The sequence below is a fragment of the Mesorhizobium sp. M0598 genome (assembly GCF_040320865.1).
GTDB lineage: Bacteria > Pseudomonadota > Alphaproteobacteria > Rhizobiales > Rhizobiaceae > Mesorhizobium.
The window spans coordinates 64,966-80,865 of sequence record NZ_JAMYQL010000017.1; the positions used below are offsets into that span (position 1 = coordinate 64,966).

Annotated in this window: 18 protein-coding genes; 4 read left to right on the forward strand and 14 right to left on the reverse strand. The window is 60.7% G+C overall.

Annotated elements, in window-relative coordinates:
• Positions 1-370 precede the first annotated feature (370 nt).
• A complete protein-coding gene (fghA, locus tag NKI59_RS20825; protein WP_352593991.1) occupies positions 371-1,222 on the forward strand; it encodes an S-formylglutathione hydrolase in 852 nt (283 codons plus the stop codon).
• Positions 1,223-1,243: 21 nt separating this feature from the next.
• Here fghA and pqqE read toward each other — a convergent pair whose 3' ends face one another.
• From pqqE to pqqB, 4 genes are read right to left on the reverse strand one after another with little or no spacing between them, the layout of a single operon-like run.
• The gene (gene pqqE, locus NKI59_RS20830; RefSeq protein ID WP_352622915.1) at positions 1,244-2,365 is read right to left on the reverse strand and encodes a pyrroloquinoline quinone biosynthesis protein PqqE; all 1,122 of its coding nucleotides are present in this window, start codon (positions 2,363-2,365) and stop codon (positions 1,244-1,246) included.
• Complete coding sequence (pqqD, locus tag NKI59_RS20835) at positions 2,362-2,658, reverse strand: pyrroloquinoline quinone biosynthesis peptide chaperone PqqD (RefSeq protein WP_352622914.1); 297 nt, start codon at positions 2,656-2,658, stop codon at positions 2,362-2,364. Before pqqD ends, pqqE begins: the two co-directional genes overlap by 4 nt.
• The gene (pqqC, locus tag NKI59_RS20840; protein WP_352706486.1) at positions 2,655-3,413 is read right to left on the reverse strand and encodes a pyrroloquinoline-quinone synthase PqqC; all 759 of its coding nucleotides are present in this window, start codon (positions 3,411-3,413) and stop codon (positions 2,655-2,657) included. The genes pqqD and pqqC overlap by 4 nt, the downstream gene beginning before the upstream one ends.
• Positions 3,410-4,348 (reverse strand): pyrroloquinoline quinone biosynthesis protein PqqB, encoded by a 939-nt coding sequence (gene pqqB, locus NKI59_RS20845; protein ID WP_352593995.1) that lies wholly within the window; start codon positions 4,346-4,348, stop codon positions 3,410-3,412. Before pqqB ends, pqqC begins: the two co-directional genes overlap by 4 nt.
• Before the next feature lie 220 nt (positions 4,349-4,568).
• Here pqqB and NKI59_RS20850 point away from each other — a divergent pair, with 220 nt between their 5' ends.
• Positions 4,569-4,751 carry a hypothetical protein gene (locus tag NKI59_RS20850; RefSeq protein WP_352622912.1) on the forward strand — a complete coding sequence of 61 codons (183 nt, stop codon included), beginning with the start codon at positions 4,569-4,571 and terminating at the stop codon, positions 4,749-4,751.
• 60 nt (positions 4,752-4,811) lie between these two features.
• Here the strand turns inward: NKI59_RS20850 and NKI59_RS20855 are convergent, their stop codons facing one another.
• The 3 genes from NKI59_RS20855 to NKI59_RS20865 all read right to left on the reverse strand — a co-directional run bounded on the left by NKI59_RS20855 (position 4,812) and on the right by NKI59_RS20865 (position 8,257).
• Positions 4,812-5,675: a substrate-binding domain-containing protein gene (locus NKI59_RS20855; protein ID WP_352640989.1), complete on the reverse strand. Its 864-nt coding sequence runs from the start codon at positions 5,673-5,675 to the stop codon at positions 4,812-4,814.
• A gap of 1 nt (position 5,676) precedes the next feature.
• Positions 5,677-6,201, reverse strand: a complete 525-nt coding sequence (locus tag NKI59_RS20860) for a c-type cytochrome, methanol metabolism-related (RefSeq protein WP_352622911.1) — start codon at positions 6,199-6,201, stop codon at positions 5,677-5,679.
• 154 nt (positions 6,202-6,355) lie between these two features.
• On the reverse strand, positions 6,356-8,257 hold the full coding sequence (locus NKI59_RS20865) for a methanol/ethanol family PQQ-dependent dehydrogenase (RefSeq protein ID WP_352706488.1): 1,902 nt from the start codon (positions 8,255-8,257) through the stop codon (positions 6,356-6,358).
• A 671-nt stretch (positions 8,258-8,928) separates the two neighbouring features.
• Here NKI59_RS20865 and NKI59_RS20870 point away from each other — a divergent pair.
• Positions 8,929-9,282, forward strand: coding sequence for a hypothetical protein (locus NKI59_RS20870; RefSeq protein ID WP_023678826.1), 354 nt, complete (start codon positions 8,929-8,931; stop codon positions 9,280-9,282).
• A gap of 101 nt (positions 9,283-9,383) precedes the next feature.
• Here NKI59_RS20870 and NKI59_RS20875 read toward each other — a convergent pair whose 3' ends face one another.
• The 3 genes from NKI59_RS20875 to NKI59_RS20885 are packed head-to-tail and all read right to left on the reverse strand — an operon-like array spanning position 9,384 to position 11,873.
• A complete protein-coding gene (locus NKI59_RS20875) occupies positions 9,384-10,124 on the reverse strand; it encodes an ABC transporter ATP-binding protein (protein WP_352706552.1) in 741 nt (246 codons plus the stop codon).
• Positions 10,093-10,890: an ABC transporter permease gene (locus NKI59_RS20880; RefSeq protein ID WP_352593998.1), complete on the reverse strand. Its 798-nt coding sequence runs from the start codon at positions 10,888-10,890 to the stop codon at positions 10,093-10,095. Before NKI59_RS20880 ends, NKI59_RS20875 begins: the two co-directional genes overlap by 32 nt.
• The gene (locus NKI59_RS20885) at positions 10,887-11,873 is read right to left on the reverse strand and encodes an ABC transporter substrate-binding protein (protein ID WP_352706490.1); all 987 of its coding nucleotides are present in this window, start codon (positions 11,871-11,873) and stop codon (positions 10,887-10,889) included. The genes NKI59_RS20880 and NKI59_RS20885 overlap by 4 nt, the downstream gene beginning before the upstream one ends.
• Before the next feature lie 617 nt (positions 11,874-12,490).
• On the opposite strand from NKI59_RS20885, the gene NKI59_RS20895 reads away from it, so the two are divergent.
• The gene (locus NKI59_RS20895; RefSeq protein ID WP_352450669.1) at positions 12,491-12,871 is read left to right on the forward strand and encodes a c-type cytochrome; all 381 of its coding nucleotides are present in this window, start codon (positions 12,491-12,493) and stop codon (positions 12,869-12,871) included.
• 60 nt (positions 12,872-12,931) lie between these two features.
• Here the strand turns inward: NKI59_RS20895 and gph are convergent, their stop codons facing one another.
• From gph to cbbX, 4 genes are all read right to left on the reverse strand, one after another.
• The gene (gene gph / locus NKI59_RS20900; RefSeq protein ID WP_352706494.1) at positions 12,932-13,633 is read right to left on the reverse strand and encodes a phosphoglycolate phosphatase; all 702 of its coding nucleotides are present in this window, start codon (positions 13,631-13,633) and stop codon (positions 12,932-12,934) included.
• Entirely contained in the window at positions 13,630-14,187 is a 558-nt protein-coding gene (locus tag NKI59_RS20905; RefSeq protein ID WP_352706496.1) for a thioredoxin family protein, read from the reverse strand. The genes gph and NKI59_RS20905 overlap by 4 nt, the downstream gene beginning before the upstream one ends.
• Before the next feature lie 21 nt (positions 14,188-14,208).
• Complete coding sequence (gene rpe, locus NKI59_RS20910) at positions 14,209-14,895, reverse strand: ribulose-phosphate 3-epimerase (protein ID WP_352637987.1); 687 nt, start codon at positions 14,893-14,895, stop codon at positions 14,209-14,211.
• Positions 14,896-14,957: 62 nt separating this feature from the next.
• The gene (gene cbbX, locus NKI59_RS20915) at positions 14,958-15,896 is read right to left on the reverse strand and encodes a CbbX protein (RefSeq protein WP_352706498.1); all 939 of its coding nucleotides are present in this window, start codon (positions 15,894-15,896) and stop codon (positions 14,958-14,960) included.
• Positions 15,897-15,900: the final 4 nt, after the last annotated feature.

Below are 15,900 nucleotides of genomic sequence, written 5' to 3' on the forward strand. Positions count from 1 at the left end.
GCCCACGCGATGACGCGTGCGTGCTCGTCCGCCATAGCCGCGTCGAAGCGGCTGTCGCCACTGAAAGCCAGGGCAAGTGCATTTGCGCAGAGTTCGGCGTCCCGGAAGCATCGCCGATGCCTGCGCAGTGAGTGCGTCCTTGTTATAGCCAGCATCGCCAACAATCGCCCAGCCTGGCCCGTATGGCTTGCTGGGCAACGCTGCGCCAGCGAGTGGCCTCTCGCGCCTTGCTGCGCCAAGACGGTCGGCGAAGGCAGGCCATCCCGGCTCCGATCAAGAGCCCCGCGCGCCACCCGGCCCACCAAGGTTGCCGCGATCACCCTTGATGTCGTAGAGCCTACGGTCGGCGGTAATTGGTGGAGAAGAATATATGCCAGAGCACCCGAAACTCGTCTCGACTGCCAAGTCGCATGGCGGCGCCCAGCATGTTTACTCTCATCTTTCGACGAGCTGCTCGTGCGAAATGACGTTTGCCATTTTCGTGCCTCCGCAGGCACGGGAAAGCCGTTGCCCCGTGGTGTGGTACCTCTCCGGGCTCAGCTGCACCCATGCGAATGTAATGGAAAAAGGCGAATACAGACGTATTGCCGCCGAACTTGGCTTGATCGTTGTCTGTCCCGACACCAGCCCGCGTGGTGCCGACATTCCGGATGAAAAGGACAATTGGCAGTTCGGCAGCGGCGCCGGTTTCTACCTCGACGCGACGCAAGAGCCGTATGCCAAGAACTATCGCATGTATTCCTATATCGTCGAGGAGCTGCCAGCCGTGATCGGGCGCGAATTTCCCGCCGATATGGCGCGCCAGTCGATCTTCGGCCATTCGATGGGCGGGCATGGCGCGCTGACGATCGCACTGAACAATCCCGCGCGTTTCAGAAGTTGCTCGGCCTTTGCGCCGATCGTGCAGCCAAGCACAGCCGGCTGGTCGAAGCCGGCTTTCGAAAAATATCTCGGCCTGGATAAGGCCTCGTGGCGGCGCTACGATGCCACTTCGCTCATCGAAGATGGACACCGTTTCCCGGAATTCCTGGTCGATCAGGGAACGTCAGACGGTTTCCTCCAGGAGGGCCTCAGGCCCTGGCTGCTCGAAGACGCCTGCTCCAAGGCAGGCATTCCGTTGAAATTGCGGATGCAGGACGAATACGATCACTCCTATTTTTTCATTTCGACATTCATGCATGACCATATGACGTGGCATGCCGAACGGCTTTCACGAGGGTAGGCCGTAGGAATAGGTCGGCAGTCAGGCGGGCTCGGTGACGACGCCAATGCGCCGGTAGACGAATGGTTCGTCCTTCGAAGGAACCGTCGCAGCGCGCTGGGCCTCGTCGATCAGCATTGCCATGCGCGCATGGATCGGCGATTTCGCGCAAGCCGGGTCCGTCGCGGCGGCGTCGCCGGCGATTGCCATCGCCTGGCAGCGACAGCCGCCCCAGTCGATCTCGCGCCGCTCACAGTTGCGGCAGGGCTCCTGCATCCAGTCCGTGCCTCGAAAGGCATTAAATGCCGGGGAATCGGTCCAGATCGCGGCCAGGCTGCGTGATCCAAAACGCTCGAAGCCGAGCGACGGGATCGTCTGGGCGGCATGGCATGGCAGTACGGTGCCGTCCGGCGTCACCATGAAGGCGTCGCGCGCCCAGCCACCCATGCACGGCTTGGGATAGATGGCGAAATAATCCGGCGTGACGAAATCGATGTTCATGATGCCGGTGAGCCGTTCGCGCGCCGCCGCGACGATCTCCGCCTGGCGGTCGACGGCAGCACGCTCGGGCATCAGTTGATCGCGATTGGTCAGCGCCCAGCCGGCGTACTGCACGTTGGCGATCTCGAGACGCTCCGCACCCAGCGAAAGGGCCAGATCGATGAATTCCGGTACCTCCTCGATATTGTGGCGATGGATCGGCGCGTTGATGGTAAGCGGCAAGCCGGCCGCGCGAGCGCGGCGTGCCGTTTCCAGCTTCTTTTCGTGGCTGCCCCTGTGATTGCCGATGCGCTCGGTGGTCGCCGGCCGTGCACCTTGAAAGCTCAGTTGCAGATGGTCGAGCCCGGCTTCGGCAAATGCCTCGATGCGGCCATCCGCAATGCCGACACCGGCGGTGATCAGGTTGGTGTAGACGCCGCGCGCCGAAAGCCCGGCGATCAATTGCTCGAGATCGCGACGCAGCGTCGGTTCACCGCCGGACAGATGCACCTGGAGAACGCCAAGATCGGCGGCCTGCGAGAATAGGTCGAGCCAGCTCTGCGTGTCGAGTTCGCGATTGGCCTTCAGCAATTCGAGCGGATTGGAGCAATAGGGGCATTGCAGCGGGCAGCGATGCGTCAGTTCCGCCAGCATGCCGATCGGGGGGAGAGGGGGCTCGCTCATATCTTGACCAGCAGCTTGTCCGACCATTCCTGCAGGAAGGCGATGACGTCGGCCGCCACGGCCTCCTGTTCGGCATCATAATCTGCGGCAAGGCCGGCAATGATGTGGCCGACCGTGGACCGCCCATCGCAGCGGCGCAATATGTCGAGGCTGATGTCGTTTGGCCAGAACACCTTTTCGGGCGACAGCACGGCGAACGCCTGGCGCACGGGGTCATACTGTATGCGCACGTGCTTCGGCAGCGATGGAACCGACTGCAGCGACACCATGGCTCTTTCGCGCAGTGCCATCATTGGGCTGCCTCCGGACGGAAGGCGCCGGGCGGGATATCGCCCCGCTCGCCATAGGCGTGTTGAAGCGCGTCGAGCATGGCCCAGAGTATATCGCATTTGAACACCAGTGCATCGATCACCTGCTGCTGACGTTCCGCCGTGTCGGCATGTTCGAGCACATAGGCGAGCGCGAAGTCGGCGTCGCGCGAGGCCTGTTCGGGCCGTCGGGTGAAATAGGCCAGCGTGTCCCCGGTGATATAATCGTATCTGGCCAGCATCGCGGGTACCCGCTCGCCGATGATGAGCGGCGAGAACATCTCGGTCAGCGACGACGCGACCGCCTCCAGCAGGGTCCGGTTCGTGCAAAAGGAGAGGTAAGCGCCAACCGCAAAACGTGTCGCCGGCAGGGCCAGCCTCTCGCTCTTCACCGCGTCCGCATCGAGACCGAGCGAGGTCGCCAGGTGCAACCAGCGCGCAATACCGCCGCTCCAGCCGTCCTCGCCGTCATGATCCTCGATGCGTTTGCGCCAGGCGGCGCGAAACGCCGGATCCTCGGCATGCGCGAGGATCATGGCGTCCTTGCGCGGAATGACAGCCTGATAGCAATAGCGGTTCAGCGCCCAGGCCTGCATCTCGGTCCGCGACAGCGCACCGCTGGTCATCCTGTGATGGAAAGGATGGCGGTTGTGATAGCGCTCGGCACCGACCTGCCGCAGCACGGCTTCGAGCTCGCTTGAGGACAGGCCGTTGCTGGCTGCGTCGTGGAAATCACTCAAAGGTCCATCTCCATCCCGTCGCGGGCCACTTCCCAGCCAGCCGCTTTGACTGCTGCCTGCTCGGCAGAATTCTCGTCCAGAACAGGATTGGTGTTGTTGATGTGGACGAAGACACGGCGGCCGATCCTCACATCGGCCAAGCTGGCGATCGACCCTGCGTCTCCCGACATTGCCAGATGCCCCATGCGCGCACCGGTCTTTTGGCCGACGCCGGCAGCAATCATCTCGTCGTCGGTGAAGACCGTGCCGTCGAACAGAAGGCATGCGGCATCGGCTAGACGCGTGCGCAGGGTCGCATCGATGCGGGCGCAGCCGGGGATGTAGAAGATGGAGCCGCGACTGCCGGCACCGGCGATACGGACGCCGATCGTGTCGCCGGCATCGGAGCTGAAATTGGCATCCGGCTGGCCTCTTTCTTCGAGATAGAGGGCTATCTTCCCGGGCACGGGAAAGCTCTCGACAGCCACCCCGGTGTCGTGGCCGTCTGCGTCGCAGATCGACAGTTCTTGCGCCGGCGGCAAGATGCGTCGCGGCACGAGCGCCGGATCGAGGACATTGAAAATCGAATTCGCCTTCAGCGTCGCCAGAACCTGTGTCGTTGCATAGATAGCGAAAGGCTGCCGCTCACGCAGGCTGAGCAGGCCGGCCACATGATCGACATCGGCATTGGTCAGCACCACCGCGCGAATGGGCGTCGAGCGCAGCGGCGCATCGTGCGCGGGCTGCAATTCAGGCGTTGCCGCGATCTGCTGGCGAATGTCGGGTGACGCGTTGAACAGAACCCAGCCGAGCCCATCCGCCGACGCGGCGACACTTGATTGGGTTCGTGAATGCACGCCAGCCATCCCGGTGCGAGCCGCACGGCTCAGACGATAATTGCAGTTCCATTGCGGAAAGCCACCGCCGGCTGCCGATCCGATGATTCTCAAGCGCATGAAAAAGCCCGCCCCGCGGCTTCTCTGACCAGCAGCCAATTTGCAGCCGCGAAAAACGTCCCGCTCGCTTCGCGTGCCTCAAAATCTTTCACGAAAATCCCATGCGGCAAGGGGATGCGTGCCCCTGTTGCCAGGGACACGCACCTCTGCGGCCTACTTCTTGGGAGTAATTTCAGCAGGCAGATACCGCGAAATTTCAAAGCCCGCAGCAACCTGACACATGGTCGGTTTTGTCCAGCTCTTCTTCATAACATTTCTCCTCTTCTACCAGCCCGAAGGGGCCGATCCGGTGGTTAGCCAACCATTGCAGGCACCGAAGCAATGGCTCGTCCATCACGTTCTCAAATGGACAAATGAAACACAAGGTTTTGAAAGGCCCGAAAAACAAAACTATCGAAAGTAGCTGTAGTTTTCTCTTCAATTGTTCATCGCCTGGGTTTTTCCTCCTCCTGACCCATCCCAACTATTGCGTGATCGGATTGTCGTGCTCGTCGATCAGCGGCACATTGTAACCCAGCAGGAGCTTGGTCATCTCCGGCTGGTTTTCCCTGATCACCCGGTTGAGCGTTCGTTTCCATTCCTGGTCGGACGGACGTACGCCCATGGTGATGCGGTAGGACATGCGCGAGCCGGTTTTTTCCTTCAACAGCGGAACAATGGTGACATCGGCTCCGAGTTCCTTGGCATAGTAACCTGCCATCGGCCCCCACAGGACCGCCGCGTCGATCTTGCCGGCGAGCATGTCCTTGATCATGACCTCCCCCATGGACGGAGTGATGCGCGTATCCACCGCGAGTGGATAGATCTTGGCGGTCCGCAGAAGCTTGTTGGCGGCCATGTTGGCGGTTGGCGGCGTGCTTTCGACGACGCCGATTCTCTTGCCGGAAAGTTTCGGGTCTTCGATCGTCTCGATGCCTTCCATGCCGTTGCCTTTGGGGTATACGAGCACATAGGCGGAGCGATAGTAGGCGTTGGTGTTCTGCACCAGTTCATCGCCTTGGGCGTAGCCCATGATGATGTCGCATCGGTTGGCCCCCAGCGTGTTTCGCACAAAGCCGGTGACAGTGGGAAACCACGTGTAAGCGACTGATTTCCGCCCCGTCTTCTTGGCAACCAGTTCAGCCAGCTTGTTTTCGAAGCCTTGGCCGTTCTTGTCGGTAAAGGGCATATTCGAGGGATCGGCGCAGACGCGCAGAATGTCGGGATCGACCAGTTCGCCCGCAGCGCCAAGCCCGGCATTTTGCGCCAGAACGTTCGACGGCAGCAAGGCGAGGGCGCCGAGAATCGGCAGAACGACGCGCAGCTTCGATGCAGTGCAGCCGATCATATCATCCACCCATGCAGGATGCTTCGGCATCCTTGGCTGCCTGAGCCTTGTTTTCGTGCTTGGGCGGCCTGCCGCGGGGTGCCGCGCCATCTGCGCGCGCGCGCAGATAGACGTAGAGATCGTCCAGGTAACAATAGACGTTCTTGTTGTCGCCAAAGGCAGGCATGACGTTTTCCTTGCCGCCGCCGACATTCTTGCGGCCCTCGGCGACGATCGACAGGAACGTGGCGTAATCCATGGTTTTTAGACTATTGACCAGGGCAGGCGCATAGCTCGAACCTGTTGCGTCCTGTCCGTGACAGACATGGCAATCGGAGTGATACCGGCGGTACCCGCTGAACGTGTACCAATCAACGGTTCCGTTTTCGATCTTGTAGGTCGGATTTCCGTCCGCATCTAGATATTTGCCTCCTTCTTGCTTCACCGCCTTGGCTTTTTCCATGCTGTCTTCGGCCCGTGCCAGACTTGAGCTGGCCAGAGGCAGCAGGACCAGGGCGAGAGCGGAAACTGCAATGCGAACGATCATTCAGACTCTTCCTTCATTCGCCAGGGACACTGGCTGCCGTCGTGCAGCGGCATTGATCGGTGTTTGGGTGCGCGCGTAATCGAGAGCCCAGTTCCCGGCTTCGGGTGACCCGGGCTCTCGTTTTCGAACCTAGTCGTAAGGCTCTTCCCGGTTATCAGTCCGGGAGGCCGAAGACGGTGAGCTGACCACCCAGCGTCGTATAGTCGGCAAGTGCCGCGTAACCGCCGACGGCACCCAGACCAGCGGTTCCAACGACCGCGGTCTCGTCGCCCTGCGCACGGCCCTGATCGACGGCGCCATGCCAGGCAGCGGCGTTATCGGGCGAAAGCAGGCCACCTGCCAGACCGATACCGGCCCATCCACCGACGCCGGACAGAACGGCGACGTACTGCTTGCCGTCATGCTCATAGGTCGTGATGTTTCCGATGATGCCGGACGGGGTCTTGAACTTGTAAAGTTCCTTGCCGTCCTTATCGACCGCCTTGATGTAGCCTTCGAGGGTACCGTAAAAGACGACGTCGCCATCTGTCGCCAATGCGCCCGACCAAACCGAGAACTGCTCGGGCTTCGACCAGACGATCTCACCCTTGGCTGCATCCCAGGCAATGAAGTTGCCCATGTTGCCGTCACCGCCGGGCGCCGCATACATCGACACGGTGGCGCCCACATAGGGCTGACCGGCGGTGTAGCTCACTTTGTAAGGCTCATAGTCCATGCAGACATGGTTGGTCGGCACGTAGAACAACCCGGTCTTCGGCGAGTAGGCGGCCGGCTGCTGGTCCTTGGTTCCAAGCGCGGCCGGGCAGATACCGGTCGAGTTGGTGTCTTCGCCGTTCTGCTGGGTCGAATACTTGGCGACGACCTGCGGGCGGCCATACTGGTCGCTCTTGGGATCCATGTTGACTTCCGTCGCCCAGTTCACTGCCGGATCGTATTTTTTGGCGACGAGAAGTTCGCCGGTGGCGCGATCCATTGTGTAGGCAAAGCCGTTGCGGTCGAAATGCACCAGCACGTCGTGCTTGGCGCCGTTGACTTCCATGCCATCGACGAGAATCATCTCGTTGATGCCGTCATAGTCCCACTCATCATGCGGGGTCATCTGGTAGAGCCATTTGGCAACACCGGTATCCGCGTCGCGAGCCATGATTGTCATGGACCAGCGATTATCGCCTGGGCGCTGGACCGGATTCCACGTCGAGGGATTGCCAGTGCCGTAATAAACCAGGTTCAGCTTGGGATCATAGGAATACCATCCCCATGTCGTGCCGCCGCCCGTCTTCCACTGTTCGCCTTCCCAGGTGTTCGTGCCGGAATCCTTTCCGACAGGCTTGCCGAGATGAGTCGTCTTCTCGGGATCGAGAAGGGTGTCTGCATCAGGACCTTCCGAATAGGCTTTCCAGGCGAGCTTGCCGTCTTTCAGATTGTAGGCGGCCAGCCAGCCGCGAACACCGAATTCAGCACCGGAGACGCCCACGAGCACCTTGTCCTTGATGACTACGGGTGCCGACGTGCCGGATTCGCCCTTTCCGCCGTCGGTCTGATCGCCGTTCTTGACAGACCAGACGACCTTGCCGGTCTTGGCATCGAGCGCGACGACGGTGGTGTCGGCCTGGTTGAGAATGATCTTGCCGTCGCCATAGGCGACACCGCGATTGACCGTGTCGCAGCACATGATCGGAATGACGTTCGAGTCCTGCTTGGGCTCGTATTTCCACAGGATCTTGCCGTCATTCTTGAGGTCGAGAGCAAAGACGTTGTTTGGGAAAGGCGTATGGACATACATCACGTCGCCGATGACCAGCGGCCCGCCTTCGTGACCACGCAGCACGCCGGTGGAAAAGCTCCATTTGACCTGCAGGTTCTTCACATTGTCCGCAGTGATCTGGTTGAGTTTGGAATAGCGGGTGTTGGCGTAGTCACCCGTCTGCATCGCCCAGTTCTTCGCATCCGATGCGAGCTTTGCAAGGTCTTCATTGGCCGAAGCCGTATAGGCAGCGCCGAGCGATAAAAACGCCGCGGTCGTCAGTATGTAGGTAGTTTTCGCAAGTACACGCATCCAAAATCCTCCCGGGTTCACAGTAAAGAATCGACCGTCAAGCCCCACAGGGGCCTGCCCAAGCAATTCATGTTGGGAAGTTATTTTCCGGCAGCTGTCACGACCTACCCCGAAGCAGAGGGCACCGTTACCGCCCGCCCCCCTTGGTCTTCGAAAGACTGCCGCCGCTCCCTGATGACGGTGGCGCTCTTGAAGCCGGAAACAGGGAAAAGCTATGTCATCGTAAAAGACCAGGCAAGCAAAAACCTACAATGCGTCGTTGCGCTGCAATATCGATTATGGTGCGATGCAATATTTAGAAACAAGTAAAATAAGCATCGGGTGAAAAACTAATAAGAGGATGGCCGCCAGCTGCGACACATATAGCAGCCATATTGTTCCCGTATTCTCAAGGTGATACACATTTGACTTTATTTCGATATATTCTAGGAGGCACCTCGGAGTAAGTATGCGTGCATCTCGCTGGCTGCCGATAGTGAGCGACGCATGAAATGAACGCGTGAAAGAGGGTGCGCAGGGGGTCATGAAGCTGGCTCTTGTCGGTCGATAGGGCATTCCTCCTTTGGTCGTATACGCAGGCCATGGGAGCTTGACTGGCTTTGCGGCACGTCGCCAATTGGAGCGATGATCCCGTCTGGATGCATGGTGTCCAGGCCAACTGGAGGTTCCTCATGATAAGGTCTGTTGGATCTCTCACCTTGCCGGTGGCCTTTGCGGCGACGCTGGCCTTTGCGAACTTGGCCAACGCCGCGGGAGACTACCCGACGGCAACGATTGCCGACTACGTGCTCGGCTGCATGCAAACAAATGGCCAGACACGTCAGGCGCTTGAAAGCTGTTCCTGCTCGATCGATGTTATCGCCTCGATCCTTCCTTACGATCACTATGAGAGGGCGGAGACCTTCAAAAGCATGTCGCTGACGACAGGGGAGGCCGCAGGGTTGTTTCGCGAAAGCGCGCCAGCGAAGGCGGCGCGCACGGAACTGAAACGCGCGCAGGCTGAAGCCGACGTACGTTGCTTTTAATCAGGCGAAACAGGCGCGCGTGGCGGTGCCTCACAGTCTCGCCGTTTTATTGGCCATTGGCTGCGAAATACCTTGCAATCCGCATTCGAGCCGTAAGGCGATCAGGCCACGCCCGGAAATTTTTGCTGGAACGACAGCAAAAGGTCGCTCATCACCTGTGGGTTGCGATGTTGCCGCGGCAAGCTTACGTCGAACATGCCGAGCACATGGGCAGGGCGCTGCGCAAGCACGATGATGCGGTCCGACAGCATCAGTGCCTCGCGCAGATTGTGGGTTACCATCAAGGCGGTCGTAGGCCGCGCCGACCAGACGGTCAAAAGCAATTGCCGAAGCCGCTCGGCGGTCTGTTCGTCGATGGAGGCAAAGGGTTCGTCCAGGAAAAGTACCGCCGGTTCGGTGGCGAAGGCCCTGGCAAGCGCTGCCCTGCGCGCAAGGCCGAGCGAAAGCTCCGCCGGATAGAGCGAGCGCATGCCGGCGAGGCCGAGAGTGTCAAACAGCTCGTCGAGACTCTTCGCTCTTAGGCTTTTCGGCAGCGCCAGCCTGACATTCTGCTCCACCGTCCGCCATGGCAGCAAAGTAGGCTCCTGGAACACGGCGGCGATGCGGTTCGAGCCGCCTTGCGGCAGTTGGAAAGAGCCCGAAAAGTCTTTGTCCAGTCCAAGCAGGATCCGCAACGTCGTGGTCTTGCCGCAGCCCGACGGCCCAAACAGGCAAGCGAATTCGCCCGGCCGGACCTCGAAGGACAGACCCTGAAGCGCCGTGATCGACACACCTTGCGCGGACCTGAAGGTCTTTTCGGCGATGTCGACCCTAAGCGGGACGGCGGCGCCAACGGGTTGCATGTCGTTCAATGGGCTGCACCAGGAGAAGTTCGATGACAAGCATCACCGCCACGAAAGCCAGCGTGTACGCGAGAATGGCGGCGACGTCGAAGAGCTGGAAATAGAGATAGATCTGGAAACCGACGCCATTGGAGCGGCCGAGCAGTTCGACCACCAGGACGATCTTCCATATGAGGGCGATGCCGGACCGCGAGGCCGCGGCAAAATAGGGCTGCAGTTGCGGCAGCAGGACATGGCGGATGCGCTCGAGTGGGGCGAAGCGGTAGACGGCGGCCATTTCGGCATAACGCGGATCAAACGCCCTGGCGCCTTCGCGCATCGTCACCACGACATTGGGGATCTTGTTCACGGCAACTGCGCCAATCGCCGCCGCCTCGTTGAGGCCGAACCAGATATAGGCGAGCACGATGACCACCAGCGCGGGAATGTTAAGAAACAGGACCACCCACGGACTGAAGAACCGGTCCGCACCGCGGTAGCTGCCGAGGATGACGCCGATGACCGAGCCGATAATCATTGCGGCGACGTACGCCGCAGCAACCCGTCCGAGCGTGGCGCCAAGATGATAAAAAAGGTCACCGCTCGCCGCTTCCCTGAGCAGTACCTGCCAGACCTGCCCTGGTGGGGGGAAAGCACGGCTTTGCCACAGATGAGCCGCGAGGCCCCACAGCAGGCAAAGTCCAATCAGGGAAACCGTTACCGTCAGCGCTGGTGTCAGCGGCGTCGCAAAGCCGGATCGACCCGACTTGTCTTCCGTTGCGGTCATTTCGCGAGTTCCGGCCAGAACGTGCCGGGCGCCATCTCGGGCGCCCTGCCAACCAGCTTCTCGCCGCCTATCGCGGCCAGCACGTGATAGAGTTTGCCCGCATCGACCGCTTCTTCGGCGACCGGCCGTCTGGGGATGCCCTGGCGATAGCGGTCGCGCAGTTTTTCCAGCTCCTTGCCTTCTGCGCGAATGAGCGGCGCCAGGCGCAGCCATTCTTCATCGGATCTGGCCAGCAACTCCTTGGCCTGCTTGGAGGCCTTGACGAAGCCCCGGGCGGCATCCGGATTGTCGTTCGCCCATTGGTCGTGGAAGACGTAGCCGAGCGCCGATACGGGGCCCGAGGCACCAAGCGCTTTCGCCGCATCATCCGCGCCGATCAACCGACGAAAGCCGTTGGCCTCGAGCCGGGCGCAGAAATGCCAGAAATTGAGCACGGCATCGAGTTCGCCTTGCATCGCCTTTTCAGAAATCAGCGGCGGCGCGCCAAAGACGACGTCACAGGCTGTCGGCAGGTCGAGGCCGTGATCGCGTCTGGCCAGCGCCTGGACCAGTAGCCAGCTCTTGTCGAGCGGGCCGCCGGCGACACCGATTTTCTTTTCCTTGAGGTCGGCGAGCGTCCGGATCGGCGGTTCCTCCTTCACCATGATTGCCCCCACGGCGGTCGAATAAGGGGCCAATGTAAGGTCGCCGCCCTCGGAGCGCTGGCGCGAGACCCACAGCCAGTCGGTCACGATCATGTCAATCGCGCCGGCCAGCAGCGCGACGTTGGTCGCATCCTCCCCGGCGAAGTAGACGATTTCCAGATCGATCCTGTTGGCCTCGTCGAGCTTGTGGCGTTTCAACGTATCGAGTTCCCAGCTCACGGTGCCGAACTTCAGGACACCAATTCGGACCTTAGCTTTCGCAAAGACGGCAACCGGCTTTGAGGCGAGGATGGCCCCCAGAGCCGCCAAGCGCAGCGTCGTGCGCCGCGAAATCATCATGGCGTCTCCTCTTGTAGGGTCGTCGACGAACCAGGAATGTCGATCAAATCGCTCGTTCCTTGCTCGGAACGGCACATTTCCAGCACACGACCTTGAGACTCGGATGTTCCTGAGACCATTTTGCGATCTCGGCGGGCGCCAGGAACATGCATTGGAACAGAGAGCCGCGGCTCTCGAAATAGAGATGTTCATCTCGGCAATTGCCCGGATTGGCGCTAAGGCACACCGTTAATATGAGATCGACCATGTCCATTTGGCACTTATCGTCGCCTGCGCGGCGAACTCTCCAGAGTTCGTGCTTTGGAGTTGCGCGGATTCCTGAAGGTGCCCAAACAGCAAACCGGTTGGAGTGAGGCTACGCGTTCGGCCAACAGGCGTCAATGATGTGGACCGCGTGTCGCTACACACCTCCCTTCGCGCAGTCGGGAAACGAAACAGGACCTTTGTACGATTGACTTCCTTCATCGGCAGTCTAGCTTTTCGAGGCGTGCAGGTGCTGCCAGTCCGGGGAGGAAGGACGAATAGTTCGCTCTCCCGCTTTAAAACGAATGCCGGCGATCAAGGCATCGACACGCGTAAAGTGTCCCGGGCACTCACACGATCAATGAGGAAATGCCATGCGCGCAGTCGCATTTTTCGCCGCCGTGTCCGTCGCCACCTTTGTCACTACCCAGTCTCAGGCACAGGATGCCGCGGCGGGTGAGAAGGTCTTCGCCAAATGCAAGGTCTGCCACGTCGCAGACAAGGACCAGAACAAGGTCGGTCCGTCCTTGAACGGCGTTATCGGCCGAACGGCCGGGACGCATCCGGGGTTCAGCTATTCCAAGGCCATGACCGAGGCCGGCAAGTCCGGCGTCAAATGGGATGAGGCCACGCTGACGACCTACCTTCGCGATCCCAAGGCGATGGTCAAAGGAACCAAGATGGCGTTTGTCGGCCTCAAGAAAGACGAGGACATCGCCAACGTCATTGCTTATCTGAAGCAATTCTCAAAATAACGCGGTACCGCCGGCCGTTGGACTGCGCTCGGCCGGCGTTGGCTCGGCTTTGCGCATGGGTCACGCAGCGTCTTGCAGCCTCTGCATCGCTGACGGCAGATCGAACAGGCTGTCGCAAACGAGGTCGGCGCAAAGCTCTTCAACGGGAATTTGGCTGTATCCGCCACGCAGCAGAATGACGGCCATGCCGGCGGCGCGGGCGGCGGCCACGTCGGCGCTACTGTCTCCGACCATCAGCGTGTCACGAGGTTCGACCTGAAGCAGGTCGAGCGCCAGCAACAGCGCGTCTGGCGCCGGCTTCAAGTATGTCACCGCGTCTCCGCCGACGATCGCGCCGAGATAGTCCGTCAGCCGAAAATGCAGCAGGATTTCGCGAGCTGCCAGCTGCGGCTTGTTGGTCACCACGGCCATGGCTATTCCGCTCAAATGCAAGTGCGTGAGAACCTCCCTGACGCCAGGCATCAGCCTCGTGCGGCCGGTCAGATGCCTGCGATAGATCGGCGCCATGACGCGGTTGGCCTCATCGAGCGCGCTGCCGAGGAGCGGCGTGCCGGAAGCCGCGAAGGCTCGTTCGACCAGTTTCCTGATGCCGCCGCCGATCATGGCCTTGACCTGATCCAGCCGCAGCGGCGGCAGATCGCGTCCGGCCAGCAATTCGTTGACGGCGGCCGCTATATCAGGCGCCGAATCGACCAGTGTGCCGTCGAGATCGAACAGGATCGCCTTGGGCGAGCGAAACGGCCTGCCTGCGGCGACGTTCATGCGGCACCCTTCCACTTGATCGAACAGCCGATCGAAGCGATCTGGTCAAGCGGTCCGTCGCCGGTTCGGGCAACTTGCTTCATCGCCTCGAACAGGTCGCGTCTCAGCCCGGGCAATTCGGCGTCGCGTCGCGACGCGTCCAGCCGGCCGCGATATTGCAGCGTCAACTCGCTGTTGAGCCCGAAGAAATCCGGGGTGCAAACGGCTCCATAGGCACTCGCCACCGTCTGGTGCTCGTCATGGAGATAGGGGAAAGTGAAGCCGTTCGTCCTGGCAAAGAGCTTCATGTTGTCGAAGGAATCATCTGGATAGGCGTCGGCATCGTTGGAGTTGATCGCGACAAAGCCGATGCCTTCGGCCTTGAGGTCATTGGCGTCGCGCACCATGCGTGAAATCACCGCCTTCACATAGGGGCAGTGGTTGCAGATGAAGGCCACCACCAGCCCGTTCGGGCCGGCGTGGCTTAAGATCGAATGCGATGTGCCGTCGACGCCGGGCAAAACGGCATCAGTGGCTTGCCAGCCGAAATCGCAGACAGGTGGGATTGCCGCCAAGATTTCCTCCGATGAAATGGTTTACGCCGCTTTCCGGATCGCCCCGTCGGCCGCCTGCCTGATGGTGCCGATATTGGCGCGATAGGCAGCCTCGGTGCCGCCCTTAAAGATGGCCGAGCCGGCGACCAGCACATTGGCACCGGCCGCGGTGACCAGCGGAGCGGTTTCGGGCGTGACGCCGCCGTCGATCTCTATGTCGATCGGACGATGGCCGACCAGCGCCTTGACCCGCCTGACCTTATCGACGACCGCCGCAATGAAGGCCTGGCCGCCGAAGCCCGGATTGACCGTCATCAGAAGCACCAGATCGAGCCGGTCAAGTACATATTCGATGACGCTTTCCGGCGTTGACGGGTTCAGCGACACGCCGGCCTTCTTGCCGAGATTTCTGATTGCCTGCAGCGAACGGTCGAGATGCGGTCCGGCCTCGGCATGCACCGTAATGATGTCGCAGCCGGCATCGGCGAAGGCGCCGAGATAGGCGTCGGCCGGCGCGATCATCAGGTGGCAGTCGAACACCTTGTCCGTTCGATTACGGATCGCCTTGACCACCGGCGGACCGAAGGTGAGGTTGGGCACGAAATGGCCATCCATCACATCGAGATGGATCCAATCGGCACCCGCCCGGACGACCGCTTCGACCTCGTCGCCGAGCCGCGAGAAGTCCGCGGAAAGCACCGAGGGCGCGATGATTGTCTTGGTATCCATGGTCGTCGGCTCCCATTCTGTCGTCCGTTTCCGGTCGCTGCACACCAACCGCCGTCATCTTGTCAGCGCGCCTTCGTCTCCGGTTCGCCTTCGAGCTTACCTTCCGCGAACACGCGGCTGCCGCGAATATCGGATTCCTCGATGGTGATAAGATCGATTTTCGTCAACGCCCGGTCGCGCGACGCGAAAAGCCGGCTGGCCTGGCGAAGCCGCGCCCGGTCGAGGCTATTGCGAACGGAGCGGGCATTGGAGAAATGCGGCAGCCGCATGCGGATCGGGAGATACTCTTCGAGCGCCTTGGACGCCGCCTCGCTGAGCCGGTAATTCTGTTCCGCCAGCATGATCTCGGCGATCGATTTGAGTTCGCTGACGCCGTAGTCGGGAAAGTCGAGGTGGTGGGCGATGCGCGAGCGCATGCCGGGATTGCTGTCGAAGAAGCGGTCCATCTTGTCCTTGTAGCCGGCAAGAATCACAACCAGATCGTCACGGTTGTTTTCCATGCACTGCAGCAGGATTTCGATCGATTCCTGGCCGTAGTCGCGTTCGTTCTCGGGCTTGTAGAGATAGTAGGCCTCGTCGATGAAAAGCACCCCTCCCATGGCGCGCTTGATCACTTCGCGGGTTTTGGGCGCGGTGTGGCCCACATACTGGCCGACGAGATCGTCGCGCGTCACCGCGACCATATGCCCTTCGCGGACATAGCCAAGACGATGCAGGATTTCGGCCATTCTGAGCGCCACGGTGGTCTTTCCGGTACCGGGATTTCCCGTAAAGTTCATGTGCAGCGTCGGTGCGCCAGAGATCAGCCCGAACTTACGGCGAAGCCGGTCGACCAGGAGCAGCGCAGCGATCTCGCGGATGCGGTTCTTGATGGGCTTCAGGCCGACGAGTTCGCGGTCGAGCTTGTCCATCACCTCGTCGATGTTGGACGCCTCGAACTCGGCCTGTAGATCAACCGATTCGCCCTGCGCGGCAGCGCTCTTTGCTATCGCGTCCAGCATGGTT